Origin of the sequence: Streptomyces sp. NPDC015346, from assembly GCF_043078785.1 — a bacterium.
Classification (GTDB): Bacteria; Actinomycetota; Actinomycetes; order Streptomycetales; family Streptomycetaceae; genus Streptomyces.
The window spans coordinates 237,557-249,825 of the sequence record NZ_JBIBTW010000009.1; the positions used below are offsets into that span (position 1 = coordinate 237,557).

Genomic DNA, 12,269 nt, shown 5'->3' on the forward strand with positions numbered 1-12,269 from the left:
GCCCCCCCGAACCCCTCCCGGCCCTCCCGGCCCCGGGAATCCGGAACTCCCGCTTCCATTAACGTCAATTCACGACGAACGGTGACGGAGTGCGTGCGTTATGTGATGTGCTGGGGACCGGCACTGACAGCAGCACATGACACACATGACCGACACGACTGACACACCTGACAGAGCACATGACACGGGGGAGTCGAGGGAGGGGCGCAGCATGGGGGCGGAGCAGATCAGGCGGTGGGAATCGGGCGCGCTGGCCCATGCCGTGACGGACCCCTTCGGTCAGGGCCCGCTGCCCTGGCTGCGCGGGTCGGAGAACTACTTCGGCGACACCGGGCAGGTCGTCCCCTGGTACGCCGACGACACCCTGGCCCGCGGCGCGGGCGGCGGCCCCCGCACCGCCGACGACGTGCGCAGCCAGATCAAGGGCTTCGCGTCCGTCGGAGCGGTCGCCCCCGGTGAGGCGATCGATTTCCACATCACCGTGGACCCGCCGCAGCAGTTCTCGGTCGACATCTACCGCATCGGCCACTACGCGGGCGACGGCGCCGCCAAGATCACGACGAGCCCCCGGCTCTCCGGCATCGTCCAGCCGGCCCCGCTCACCGCCGACCGGACGGTCTCCTGTCACCACTGGTGGCAGTCCTGGCGCCTGCAGATCCCGTCCCTCTGGTCGATCGGCGCGTACGTCGCCGTGCTCACCACCGCCGACGGCTACCGCTCCCACATCCCCTTCACCGTCCGCGACGACCACCCCGCCGACCTCCTCCTCGTCCTCCCGGACGTGACCTGGCAGGCGTACAACCTCTACCCGGAGGACGGCCGGACGGGCGCCAGCCTCTACCACGCCTGGGACGAGCAGGGCCGCCTCCTCGGCGAGGAGGACGCGGCGGTCACCGTCTCCTTCGACCGCCCCTACGCGGGCGCGGGCCTGCCGCTGCACGTCGGCCACGCCTACGACTTCATCCGCTGGGCCGAGCGGTACGGCTACGACCTCGCCTACGCCGAGACCCGGGACCTCCACGCGGGCCGCGTCGACCCCACCCGCTACCGGGGCCTGGTCTTCCCCGGCCACGACGAGTACTGGTCGGTCCCCATGCGCCGGACCGTCGAACTCGCCCGCGAGCAGGGCACCTCCCTCGTCTTCCTCTCCGCGAACACCATGTACTGGCAGGTGGAGCTCGGCCCCTCCCCCTCCGGTGTGCCCGACCGTCTCCTCACCTGCCGCAAGCGCCGCGGCCCCGGCCGGCCCGCCCTCTGGCGCGAGGTCGACCGCCCGGAACAGCAGCTGCTCGGCATCCAGTACGCGGGACGGGTGCCGGAGCCGCACCCCCTGGTCGTACGGAACGCGGAGCACTGGCTGTGGGAGGCCACCGGCGCCGGCGAGGGGGACGAGATCCCCGGTCTGGTCGCCGGTGAGGCCGACCGCTACTTCCCGCGCACCGCCCTCCCCGAGCACCAGGGCCGCATCCTGCTCGCCCACTCGCCCTACCGGGACGGCGAGGGCGCCCTGCGCCACCAGGAGACCTCCCTCTACCGGGCGCCGTCCGGCGCCTGGGTCTTCGCCTCCGGCACCTTCGCCTGGTCGCCCGCCCTGGACCGGCCCGGCCATGTCGACCGCCGCATCCAGCGCGCCACCGCCAACCTCCTGGACCGCATCTGCAAGCGGGACTGACCGGCGGGAGGGCTGCGGGACCGGCCCAGGCCCGGACGGGCCATCGCGGGCGGGGCCCGGGCACTCGCTCCGCGTCCGGGTGCGAGAGAATCGAAGCGCTCCTGGATCAACCTACGCGGAGGAACCGTGTCCGGATTCGTAGAAAAGCCCGAGCCTGTCCAGGTCCCGGGCCTCACCCATCTCCACACGGGCAAGGTGCGTGACCTCTACCGGAACGAGGCCGGCGACCTCGTCATGGTGGCGAGCGACCGCATGTCCGCGTACGACTGGGTCCTGCCGACCGAGATCCCCGACAAGGGCCGGGTCCTCACCCAGCTGTCCCTCTGGTGGTTCGACAGGCTGACCGACCTGGTCCCGCACCACGTCCTCTCCACCGACCTGCCCGCGGGCGCCCCCGCCGACTGGGAGGGCCGCACTCTCGTCTGCAAGTCGCTGAACATGGTCCCGGTCGAGTGCGTGGCCCGCGGCTATCTGACCGGGTCCGGCCTCGTCGAGTACAACGAGTCCCGTACGGTGTGCGGCCTCGCGCTCCCCGAGGGCCTCAGCGACGGTTCCGAGCTGCCCGCCCCGATCTTCACGCCGGCCACGAAGGCCGCGGTCGGCGACCACGACGAGAACGTGAGCTACGAAGAGGTCGCCCGCCAGGTCGGCGCCGAGACCGCCGCCATGCTGCGCCAGACGACCCTCGCCGTCTACAGCCGGGCCCGGGACATCGCCCGCGAGCGGGGCATCATCCTGGCGGACACGAAGTTCGAGTTCGGCTTCGAGGCCACCGAGCACGGGCCGAGGCTCGTCATCGCCGACGAGGTGCTGACCCCGGACTCCTCCCGCTTCTGGCCGGCCGAGACCTGGGAGCCGGGCCGCGCCCAGCCCTCGTACGACAAGCAGTTCGTCCGCGACTGGCTGACCTCGCCGGCCTCCGGCTGGGACCGGAAGAGCGAGCAGCCGCCGCCCGCGCTCCCGCAGGAGATCGTGGACGCGACGCGCGCCAAGTACATCGAGGCGTACGAGCTCCTGACCGGCCACACCTGGTCGTAACGCCGGAGCCGGAACACGAAGAAGCCCCCGATCCAAAGGACCGGGGGCTTCTTCGTATGGAGCGGACGACGAGATTCGAACTCGCGACCCTCACCTTGGCAAGGTGATGCTCTACCAACTGAGCCACGTCCGCATGCGCCGTAGCGCGGAGACCACTATACCCAACCTTTCGCCCGCGCGAGTCGCACCGCTGTGTGACGGTTCTCGGCACCGAGCTTCGCGGCCGCCGACGACAGGTAGTTCCGGACCGTTCCCGGCGAGAGGGAGGCCCGCTCGGCGATCTCCGCGACCGGCGCCCCGTCGGCCGCCAGCTCCAGGACCTCGGCCTCCCGAGCGGTCAGCGGGGAGTCGCCGGAGGCGATCGCGTCGGCCGCCAACTCCGGGTCCACGTAACGGTTTCCGGCGTGTACGGTACGGATGATCTCGGCCAGTCGCTGGGCGCTGACGGTCTTGGGGACGAAGCCGCGCACCCCCGCCGCGAGGGCCCGTTTGAGGTGCCCGGGGCGGCCGTGGCTGGTCACGATCATGGTCCTGCACTCCGGCAGTTCCGCGCGCAGGAGTGTGGCGACCTTCACACCGTCGGCGCCCGGCATCTGCAGATCCAGGACCGCGACGTCGGGCCGGTGGGCGCGGGCCATGGCGAGCGCCTCGGGTCCGGTGGCCGCCTGGGCGACGACCACGAGGTCGTCCTCGAGCGCGAGCAGCGCGGCGAGCGCCCCTCTGATCAGGTGCTCGTCGTCGGCGAGCAGCACGCGGACGGTTCCGCCCTGGCCGCCTGTCTCCGCCCCGCTCATGCGGCGTCCCCTCGCCGCGGTACGGGCACGCGCGCCGTCACCAGGAAGGTGCCGCCGTCGCCGGGCCCCGCCGTCAGGGTGCCGTCGACGGCCGAGAGCCGTTCGCGCAGGCCCGCGAGGCCCGAGCCGCCGACCCGGGGCCCCGGTGCCTCCCGTACGCCGTCGTTCTCCACGGTCAGTACCACCGCGTCGTCCTTCCTCCGCAGCGAGATCGCGCAGCGCGAGGGGTCCCCGTGCCGCAGGACGTTCGTCGTGGTCTCCCGGACCACCCAGCCGAGCGCCGACCGCACCTCGGAGGGCAGCCCGTCGTCTCCTGAGCCCAGTCCCGAACCCCCGCCCGACCCCAAGCCCGCCTTACCCACGCCCGACCCCATGCCCGCCTCCAAGTCCGATTCCATGGCGCAGGCGATCCCGGCCGCGCTCAGCACGCCCCGCGCGCCCTCCAGCTCGACCCGCAGATCGGCCTCCCGATAACCGCGCACCACGTCACGCACCTCGCGCTGCGACTCCTGCGCGATCCGCTGCACCTCGATCATCTGGTCGACGGCCTCGGGGCGTTCGCGCCGCGCGAGCTGGACCGCGAGCTCGCTCTTGAGCGCGATCACCGAGAGGTTGCGGCCCATGACGTCGTGGAGGTCGCGCCCGAAGCGCAGCCGCTCCTCGGCGACGGCGAGGCGCGCCTTGAGTTCCTTGGTCCGCTCCAGCTCCCAGACCATCTTCATCAGCCAGGCGGAGAACCCGCAGGCGGCCACGAGCCCGCCGCCCGCGAGCAGGATGCCGAGCGTGTAGCCGAGGGCCTCCGGGATGCCGACGCCCATCGCCGCGACCGCGGCGCCGGTCGTGAGCGCGGCGAGCGGCGCCGCGTACAGCATGTGCCGCACCCGCTTCAGGCACATGACCAGGCTGCCGAGCGTGAACGTGATCGTGCCGGTGATCACGCCGGCGGCGACCGCCCCGTTGGCGAGGACGCCCGTGGCCCGCAGGGCGATGACGGTCAGCACCCCGGCCGCGGTCAGGGTCAGCTGCGTGACCGCGAGCCGGACCGGCCGTTCGCGGCGGTCGAGGACCCAGTCGAGGGCGCGGGAGGAGAGGACGCCGTTCAGGACGGCGTGCGTGCAGACGAACAGCGCCAGGGCCGCGGCGAGCGGCGGACCGAGCGGGTCGCGGTCGGTCTGCCCGACCGGTACGCCGCCGATGGAGGCGATCTCGACCAGGACGAAGAAGTGGAAGGTCCACCGCGTGTACAACTCGACCTTGCCCGCCGTGCTGCGGCGCACCCACCACCCCGTCAACCTGGACACCGGCCGGCCCCCTCCCCACTTCCTAGCGACGCGGTTCCCAGCGGAACCACCGCCGGACAGCAAACACGGTGATCGCGCTCCAGGCCAACGTGTTGAGCGCGGCGGTCAGCAGGTCGCCGGTGTCCACGGCCCCGGCGCTCTCGCCCACACCGAACCAACCGGCGCGGACGAACTCCATGACCCCGCTCATCGGCAGCAGCGCGCAGACGGAGGCGACGGTGTCCGGCAGCGCCTCGCGCGGCACGAACATGCCCGAGCCCATCGAGGAGACGAGAAAGAACGGCAGCGTGGTGAGGCCGGCGCTCTCGACGTTGCGGGTGATGGCGGTGGTGACGGCGGCGAGGCCGGCGAGCAGCGCCACGGCGGCCACCAGCCCGAGCGCCAGCAGGTCCGGCCGCTCGGGCGCCGGCACGTCGAGGACGGTGGTCCCGCCGACGGTGAGCACGGCGCACTGGACGAGCGCGATGGCGGCGGACGGGAGGGCGGCCCCGGCGAGGATCTCCACATCGCGCGCCTCGCCCGTGCGCAGCCGCTTGAGGACGAGCTCCTCGCGCCGGGCCACGTAGGCGGAGACGAGACCCATGTAGACGACGAGGACGAGGACCATTCCGGTGCCGCCGACGAGGGTGGCTCCGGCGACGCCCAGGGGGAGCGTGTCCGAGTCCATCTGCGCGACCGAGGACCGCAGCACGAAGATCATCAGCAGCGGCATCAGCAGGGCGATGAAGAGGTTGTTCTTGTTCCGCCCGAGGAGGGTGAGCTCCGCCCGGCCCAACGAGGTCATCCGGCGTACGGTCGCGGTGGTGCTCATCGGGTCCCTGCTTCCTCAGTCGTACGGTTCACGGTCGAGCGGGAGGCGATCTCCAGGAACGCCTCCTCCAGGGAGGCCGAGCGGGCGTCCAGCCCCTCCAGCCGTACGCCGGCGTCGCGCGCCCAGACCAGCAGCTCGCCGAGCGCCTCCTGGAGTTCGTACGTACGGATCTCCACACGCCGGCCCTCGGCCGCGGCCCTGAGGCCGAGCGGGAGCCGGCCGGGCGCCACGCCCTCGGGGAGGCGGAAGCGGATCCGGGCGGGCTGGGCGGCGGTGACCTCGGCCGGGGTGCCGGAGAGGACGATCCGGCCCTGGTGCATGATCGCGAGCCGATCGGCCAGGGACTCGGCCTCCTCCAGGTAGTGCGTGGTGAGGAGCACGGTCGTGCCGCCGTCCCGCAGCGCGCGGACCAGCGCCCAGGTGTCGCGCCGGCCCTCGGCGTCGAGGCCGGTGGTCGGTTCGTCGAGGAAGAGGACCTCGGGGCGGCCGAGGAGGGCGAGCGCCAGGTCGAGGCGGCGCCGCTCACCGCCGGAGAGCTGCTTGATCCGCACTCCGCCGCGGGCGCCGAGACCGACCGCCTCCAGCGCCTCCGCGGTGGGCCGGGCGCCGCTGGTGCACCCCGCCCACATGCGTACGGTTTCGGCCACCGTCAGGTCGGAGGGGAAGCCACCCTCCTGGAGCATGACGCCGATCCGGGGGCGGACGGCGGCCCGTTCGCGGTACGGGTCGTGGCCGAGGACGCGGACCGTGCCGCCGCTCGGGGCGGCGAGGCCCTCCAGGAGCTCGACGGTGGAGGTCTTGCCGGCCCCGTTGGTTCCGAGGAGGGCGAAGATCTCACCTCGGGGGACGGCGAGGGAGATCCCGTTGACGGCTTCGAAGCCGCCGGAGTACGTCCGGCGGAGGTCCTCCGCCTCGATCACGTTGGTCATGGCTCCAGCGTTCCGCCGGACGGGGGCCGTCGGCAGTGCGCCCTGTCACCACTGGACATGACAAATGTCAGGGTGCTCTGCGAAGCAGGTGACACGAAGAAGCCCCCGGTCGGTTCGACCGGGGGCTTCTTCGTATGGAGCGGACGACGAGATTCGAACTCGCGACCCTCACCTTGGCAAGGTGATGCTCTACCAACTGAGCCACGTCCGCATTGCTGCCGCTCAGCTTTCACTGGGCGGTGCGAGCACCACTCTACCTGATCCACGTGAGTGGTCGGTAATACGATGCAGAGCGGGTGACAGGAATTGCACACTGCGCCTTCCCCCTGGAAGGGGGATGTTCTACTACTGAACTACACCCGCACGCTGCGTGAGGTTCGGCCCTGCGGCCTCGCCCCTCGGCGTGATCCAGACTCTAGCCGATCAGCGGGGGTGCATGGCAACTCGGTTCCCGGGGCGAGTCGGCGGGTGTCGGCCGACGGTCTCAACTGGCCTCGCGGAACGCCTCGTACACATGCTTCGGGATCCGGCCGCGGGCGGGTACGTCCATCTTGTTGGACTGTGCCCAGGCGCGGACCGCCGCCGGGTCGGGTGCGAGGGCGGTGTGCTTGTACGAAGTGACGGGGCCGGCCGAGCCGCCGCCGCGGGCCGCCGCGGCCCTGCCCGACAGCTTCCGCCCCGCCGCGAGGTAGGGGGCAAGCGCCTTGCGCAGTTTCTTTGCATTGGCGGGATTCAGGTCGATCTCGTACATCTTCCCGTCCAGGCCGAACGCAACCGTTTCCGCCGCTTCTCCGCCGTCGATGTCGTCGAAGAGAGTGACCACTACTCGCTGAGCCACGGATATCGGTCCTTTCCTGCGGCCCGCCGTGTCGTACTCGGCGTGTGCAACGCCTCTGACGTGCGGCGACACCGACTTTACGGCTGCCCCGGGGCAATGCTGTTTCCCTCTGTATTCCTTTGTACAGCGGTGTGCCTCACATTGTGAAGCCCAGCCAATTGCATCAGCGTGTCCCGCCGCAATGGGCCGCGCGATATTTCACTTGAATTTTCCGTGGAGGTCTTAGGTGTCCTTTGTAGGGTCCTCCAGTTTTCTACCCGCGTAGAATTTGGAGGCAGGTACGCTGAGGGAACCGCCCACGCAACACACCACCGGGAGTGCCAGTGGCACGCGTCGTAGTCGACGTCATGCTCAAGCCGGAGATCCTCGACCCCCAGGGACAGGCGGTGCAGCGTGCGCTGCCCCGCCTCGGGTTCGCGGGGATCGCCGACGTCCGTCAGGGGAAGCGCTTCGAGCTGGAGGTGGAGGGACCGGTCGACGACGCCGCCCTCGCCCGCATCCATGAGATGGCCGAAACCTTCCTCGCCAACACCGTGATCGAGGACTTCGTCGTCAAGGTCGAGACGGCCACGTCCGAGGTCTCCGCCGAGGCCTCCGCCGAGGTCTCGTCGTGACCACACGCATCGGCGTCGTGACGTTCCCCGGAACGCTCGACGATCAGGACGCGCTGCGGGCCGCCCGTCTGGCGGGCGCCGAGCCCGTCTCGCTCTGGCACCGCGACAAGGACCTCAAGCAGGTCGACGCCGTGGTCCTGGCCGGCGGCTTCTCCTACGGCGACTACCTGCGGGCCGGAGCCATCTCCCGCTTCTCGCCGGTGATGGAGACGATCATCGAGCAGGCGAAGGCGGGCATGCCCGTCCTCGGTATCTGCAACGGCTTCCAGATCCTCACCGAGGCCCATCTGCTGCCGGGCGCGATGCTGAGGAACAACCACCTGCACTTCATCTGCCGCGACCAGAAGCTGCGGGTGGAGAACGCGGACACCGACTGGACCGTGGACTACGAACAGGGCCAGGAGATCCAGGTCCCGCTCAAGAACATGGACGGCCGGTACGTCGCCGACGAGCGCGTGCTCGACGAGCTGGAGGCCGAGGGCCGGGTCGCGTTCCGCTACCTGGACGTGAACCCGAACGGCTCGCTCCGTGACATCGCGGGCATCACCAACGCCGCCGGCAACGTCGTCGGCCTGATGCCGCACCCCGAGCACGCCGTCGAGCCGCTGGTCGGTACCGGCCGTACCGACGGGCTCGGATTCTTCACCTCGATCCTGAAGAAGCTGGTCAACGCCTGATGACTCTCGACACCGTCAAGCACGCCGAAGAGACCCCTGACGTCGAGCAGCCCTGGAAGGAGCTCGGCCTCAAGGAGGACGAGTACGCGCGGATCCGCGAGATCCTCGGCCGCCGTCCCACCGGCGCCGAGCTCGCCATGTACTCCGTCATGTGGTCCGAGCACTGCTCGTACAAAAGCAGCAAGGTCCACCTGAAGCAGTTCGGCGAGAAGACCCCCGCCAACGACGCCATGCTCGTCGGCATCGGCGAGAACGCGGGCGTCGTCGACGTCGGCCAGGGCTACGCGGTCACCTTCAAGGTCGAGTCGCACAACCACCCGTCGTACATCGAGCCCTACCAGGGCGCGGCCACCGGCGTCGGCGGCATCGTGCGCGACATCCTCGCCATGGGCGCCCGCCCGGTGGCGGTCGTCGACCCGCTGCGCTTCGGCGCGGCCGACCACCCCGACACCAAGCGCGTGCTCCCCGGAGTCGTCGCGGGCATCGGCGGCTACGGCAACTGCCTCGGCCTGCCGAACATCGGCGGCGAGGTCGTCTTCGACTCCTGTTACCAGGGCAACCCGCTGGTCAACGCCGGCTGCATCGGTGTGATGAGGCACGAGGACATCCACCTCGCCAAGGCCTCCGGCCCCGGCAACAAGGTGATCCTCTACGGCGCCCGTACCGGCGGCGACGGCATCGGCGGTGTCTCGGTCCTCGCCTCGGAGACCTTCGACGATTCGAAGCCCACGAAGCGGCCCGCCGTCCAGGTCGGCGACCCCTTCCAGGAGAAGCTCCTCATCGAGTGCACCCTGGAGATCTTCAAGGAGAAGCTGGTCGCGGGCATCCAGGACCTGGGTGGCGCCGGCCTCTCCTGCGCGACGAGCGAGCTCGCGAGCGCCGGTTCCGGCGGCATGCGGGTCGAACTCGACCGCGTCCACCTGCGCGACGCCACGCTCTCGCCCGAGGAGATCCTCATGAGCGAGTCGCAGGAACGCATGTGCGCGATCGTCGAGCCCGAGCACGTCGACCGCTTCCTGGAGATCTGCGAGAAGTGGGACGTCATCGCGGTCGTCATCGGCGAGGTGACCGAGGGCGAGCGTCTGGAGATCTTCTGGCACGGCGAGCAGATCGTCGACGTACCGCCGCGCACGGTCGCCCACGAGGGCCCGGTCTACCACCGGCCGTACGCCCGTCCGGAGTGGCAGGACGCGCTCCAGGCCGACGACGCGAACAAGCTGCCCCGGCCGCAGACGGGTGAGGAGCTGAAGGACCAGGTCCTGAAGCTGGTCTCCTCCCCGAACCAGGCGTCGAAGGCGTGGATCACCGACCAGTACGACCGCTTCGTGCAGGGCAACACCGTCCTCGCGCAGCCCGAGGACGCGGGCATGGTCCGCATCGACGCGGAGACCAACCTCGGCGTGGCCATGGCGACCGACGGCAACGGCCGGTACGCGAAGCTCGACCCGTACACGGGCGCGCAGCTCGCGCTTGCGGAGGCGTACCGCAACGTCGCCGCCTCCGGCGCCAGGCCGCTGGCGATCTCGGACTGCCTGAACTTCGGTTCGCCCGAGGACCCGGCCGTGATGTGGCAGTTCGCCGAGGCCACCCGTGGTCTCGCGGACGGCTGCCTCCAGCTCGGCACCCCGGTCACCGGCGGCAACGTCTCGCTGTACAACCAGACGGGCGAGGTCGCCATCCACCCGACGCCGGTCGTGGCCGTGCTCGGTGTGATCGACGACGTGAACCGCCGTACGCCGATCGCCTTCGCGGAAGAGGGCCAGCTCCTCTACCTGCTGGGCGACACGCGTGAGGAGTTCGGCGGCTCGGCCTGGTCCGAGGTGATCCACCAGCACCTCGGCGGTCTGCCGCCGGCCGTGGACCTCGACCGGGAGAAGCTGCTCGGCGAGATCCTGATCTCGGCCTCCCGCGACGGCATGATCGACGCGGCGCACGACCTGTCCGACGGCGGTCTGGTGCAGGCGGTCGTCGAGTCCTGCCTGCGCGGCGGCACCGGCGCGCGCCTGGTCGTCCCGGACGGCCTGGACGCCTTCACCTTCCTCTTCAGCGAGTCGGCCGGCCGCGCGGTCGTCGCCGTCCCGCGCAGCGAGGAGCTCCGCTTCACCGACATGTGCGGCGCGCGGGGTCTGCCCGCGACCCGGATCGGTGTCGTGGACGGCGAGGAGATCGATGTGCAGGGCGAGTTCAGCATCCCGCTGAGCGAGCTGCGCACGGCGCACGAGGCGACGATCCCCGGTCTGCTCGCCTGACCGGTCCGGTACGCGTGTCGGCCCCCGCCTCCGGGCGGGGGCCGTTCTCGTTCAGTCGCCCTTGCCCCAGAAGGCGTCGGCCTCGTCGATGTCCTCCACGCACTCGTCGATGTCGGTGATCTTGCCTCCGACGACCGTGAAGAAGATCCCGCCTCTCATCTCGATGCCGCGGTCGCCGCGCTCGGCGAACCACTTGTGCGTCGACATGACGTGACCACGGCCGTCCGGGTAGACGCCCTCCAGGTCGACCCGCAGGGAGCCGCCGGAGAGCTCGAACAGCTGCCGCTCGTGAGCGAGGATGTTGTCCCGGCCCTTGTGGTGCCCGGACACCTGGCACTCGCCGGGCGCGTACTGGGTGCAGTCCGCCGTCATCATGGAGCCGAGGGTCTCCATATCTCCCTTGCCGAACGCTTCGTAGGCCTGGCGGACCAAGGCGGCGTCAGGGTGCATGCTCATGATGGTCCGACCTCTCTCGTACGCGTGTGATGCCTGCCGGTGCTCTCTCTTCCAGTCTCCGACTAGCCTCGGGCCCATGCCACCGGCCAAGAAGCGCACCCGCAGCTACGACTCCGCCAAGACCCGGGCCGCCGTGCTCGCCCAGTTCCGGAACGTACGGGAGGCGGTGGCGGCGCTCACCCCGGAGCAGCTCGCCGGGCCGACGAGGCTGGGGGAGTGGACCGTACGGGAGCTCGCGGCGCACATGACCATGGCCGTCGGCTCGCTCGCCCGGAAGCTGGCCGAACCCGAGCCGGCCACGCGGGAACTGGCGCTGCTCGAATGGCCGTTGGTGACCGCCACACAGGCCGTGACGATCGACGAGGACACCCGGGCGATCGACACCGCCGACCTGATGGGCCTCTACGACCGGTCGGCGGCGCGCTACGAGGAGCGGATCGCGGGCGCCTCGGACGACCGGCTCGTCCGGACCCGGTTCGGTGCCATGCGGCTGGCCGACTTCCTGGTCACCCGGGCCGTCGAACTCGTCGTCCACACCGACGACCTGAACGCGGCGACCGGTCTCGACATCCCGTACGACCGGCAGGCCCTGGCCGCCTGCACCCGGCTGCTCGCCGACGCGCTCGCCGTGAAGGCCCCGGGGGGCGCGGTGGAGGTACGGATCCCGCCCTACGCGGTGGTCCAGTGCGTGGAGGGGCCCCGCCATACCCGTGGCACCCCGCCCAACGTGGTCGAGACGGACCCGCTGACCTGGATCCGCCTGGCGACGGGCCGTACCGGCTGGGCGGAGGCCCTGGACGCGGCGAAGGTCGTCGCGAGCGGGGAGCGGGCGGACCTCGCCGGGCTGCTGCCGCTCCTCCGCTGAGCGCGGGCGGAACCGTCCGCGCCGT

General features: G+C 70.9%; 12 protein-coding genes and 3 tRNA genes. 6 read left to right on the forward strand and 9 right to left on the reverse strand.

The window, feature by feature from the left end; genetic code table 11:
• The first annotated feature begins 211 nt into the window (after nucleotides 1–211).
• Nucleotides 212–1,672 (forward strand): N,N-dimethylformamidase beta subunit family domain-containing protein, encoded by a 1,461-nt coding sequence (locus ACF06X_RS29650; RefSeq protein ID WP_392290377.1) that lies wholly within the window; start codon nucleotides 212–214, stop codon nucleotides 1,670–1,672.
• A gap of 126 nt (nucleotides 1,673–1,798) precedes the next feature.
• Nucleotides 1,799–2,710, forward strand: coding sequence for a phosphoribosylaminoimidazolesuccinocarboxamide synthase (locus ACF06X_RS29655; RefSeq protein WP_392290378.1), 912 nt, complete (start codon nucleotides 1,799–1,801; stop codon nucleotides 2,708–2,710).
• Nucleotides 2,711–2,767: 57 nt separating this feature from the next.
• On the opposite strand, the gene ACF06X_RS29660 is transcribed toward ACF06X_RS29655, so the two are convergent.
• The 8 genes from ACF06X_RS29660 to ACF06X_RS29695 form a co-directional block, all read right to left on the reverse strand.
• Nucleotides 2,768–2,843, reverse strand: a tRNA-Gly gene (locus ACF06X_RS29660).
• Between the two features lie 22 nt (nucleotides 2,844–2,865).
• Nucleotides 2,866–3,504 (reverse strand): response regulator, encoded by a 639-nt coding sequence (locus ACF06X_RS29665; protein WP_392290379.1) that lies wholly within the window; start codon nucleotides 3,502–3,504, stop codon nucleotides 2,866–2,868.
• Nucleotides 3,501–4,805, reverse strand: coding sequence for a sensor histidine kinase (locus ACF06X_RS29670; protein ID WP_392290380.1), 1,305 nt, complete (start codon nucleotides 4,803–4,805; stop codon nucleotides 3,501–3,503). Before ACF06X_RS29670 ends, ACF06X_RS29665 begins: the two co-directional genes overlap by 4 nt.
• Nucleotides 4,806–4,827: 22 nt before the next feature.
• The gene (locus ACF06X_RS29675) at nucleotides 4,828–5,616 is read right to left on the reverse strand and encodes an ABC transporter permease (RefSeq protein WP_392290381.1); all 789 of its coding nucleotides are present in this window, start codon (nucleotides 5,614–5,616) and stop codon (nucleotides 4,828–4,830) included.
• Nucleotides 5,613–6,545 (reverse strand): ABC transporter ATP-binding protein, encoded by a 933-nt coding sequence (locus tag ACF06X_RS29680; RefSeq protein WP_392290382.1) that lies wholly within the window; start codon nucleotides 6,543–6,545, stop codon nucleotides 5,613–5,615. Before ACF06X_RS29680 ends, ACF06X_RS29675 begins: the two co-directional genes overlap by 4 nt.
• A gap of 135 nt (nucleotides 6,546–6,680) precedes the next feature.
• Nucleotides 6,681–6,756 (reverse strand) — tRNA-Gly (locus tag ACF06X_RS29685).
• 80 nt (nucleotides 6,757–6,836) lie between these two features.
• Nucleotides 6,837–6,908: transfer RNA gene (locus ACF06X_RS29690), tRNA-Gly, on the reverse strand.
• 121 nt (nucleotides 6,909–7,029) lie between these two features.
• Nucleotides 7,030–7,383, reverse strand: coding sequence for an Lsr2 family protein (locus ACF06X_RS29695; protein WP_392290383.1), 354 nt, complete (start codon nucleotides 7,381–7,383; stop codon nucleotides 7,030–7,032).
• Between the two features lie 323 nt (nucleotides 7,384–7,706).
• Between ACF06X_RS29695 and purS the strand changes: the two genes are divergently transcribed.
• Genes purS through purL form a run of 3 tightly spaced genes read left to right on the forward strand, consistent with a single transcriptional unit; the run spans nucleotide 7,707 to nucleotide 10,923 of the window.
• Nucleotides 7,707–7,997 carry a phosphoribosylformylglycinamidine synthase subunit PurS gene (gene purS / locus ACF06X_RS29700; RefSeq protein WP_392290384.1) on the forward strand — a complete coding sequence of 97 codons (291 nt, stop codon included), beginning with the start codon at nucleotides 7,707–7,709 and terminating at the stop codon, nucleotides 7,995–7,997.
• A complete protein-coding gene (purQ, locus tag ACF06X_RS29705; protein ID WP_392290385.1) occupies nucleotides 7,994–8,674 on the forward strand; it encodes a phosphoribosylformylglycinamidine synthase subunit PurQ in 681 nt (226 codons plus the stop codon). The genes purS and purQ overlap by 4 nt, the downstream gene beginning before the upstream one ends.
• Nucleotides 8,674–10,923 (forward strand): phosphoribosylformylglycinamidine synthase subunit PurL, encoded by a 2,250-nt coding sequence (gene purL, locus ACF06X_RS29710; RefSeq protein WP_392290386.1) that lies wholly within the window; start codon nucleotides 8,674–8,676, stop codon nucleotides 10,921–10,923. Before purQ ends, purL begins: the two co-directional genes overlap by 1 nt.
• 51 nt (nucleotides 10,924–10,974) lie before the next feature.
• Here purL and ACF06X_RS29715 read toward each other — a convergent pair whose 3' ends face one another.
• Nucleotides 10,975–11,379, reverse strand: a complete 405-nt coding sequence (locus ACF06X_RS29715) for a nuclear transport factor 2 family protein (protein ID WP_392290387.1) — start codon at nucleotides 11,377–11,379, stop codon at nucleotides 10,975–10,977.
• A gap of 76 nt (nucleotides 11,380–11,455) precedes the next feature.
• Between ACF06X_RS29715 and ACF06X_RS29720 the strand changes: the two genes are divergently transcribed.
• A complete protein-coding gene (locus ACF06X_RS29720) occupies nucleotides 11,456–12,244 on the forward strand; it encodes a sterol carrier family protein (RefSeq protein ID WP_392290388.1) in 789 nt (262 codons plus the stop codon).
• Nucleotides 12,245–12,269 lie beyond the last annotated feature (25 nt).

Bases quoted from the DNA above. Each gene is read 5' to 3' on its own strand.
- ACF06X_RS29650 (WP_392290377.1), top strand. From the start codon at position 212: ATGGGGGCGGAGCAGATCAGGCGGTGGGAATCGGGCGCGCTGGCCCAT.
- ACF06X_RS29665 (WP_392290379.1), bottom strand. From the start codon at position 3,504: ATGAGCGGGGCGGAGACAGGCGGCCAGGGCGGAACCGTCCGCGTGCTG.
- ACF06X_RS29675 (WP_392290381.1), bottom strand. From the start codon at position 5,616: ATGAGCACCACCGCGACCGTACGCCGGATGACCTCGTTGGGCCGGGCG.
- ACF06X_RS29680 (WP_392290382.1), bottom strand. From the start codon at position 6,545: ATGACCAACGTGATCGAGGCGGAGGACCTCCGCCGGACGTACTCCGGC.
- purL (WP_392290386.1), top strand. From the start codon at position 8,674: ATGACTCTCGACACCGTCAAGCACGCCGAAGAGACCCCTGACGTCGAG.
- ACF06X_RS29715 (WP_392290387.1), bottom strand. From the start codon at position 11,379: ATGAGCATGCACCCTGACGCCGCCTTGGTCCGCCAGGCCTACGAAGCG.
- ACF06X_RS29720 (WP_392290388.1), top strand. From the start codon at position 11,456: ATGCCACCGGCCAAGAAGCGCACCCGCAGCTACGACTCCGCCAAGACC.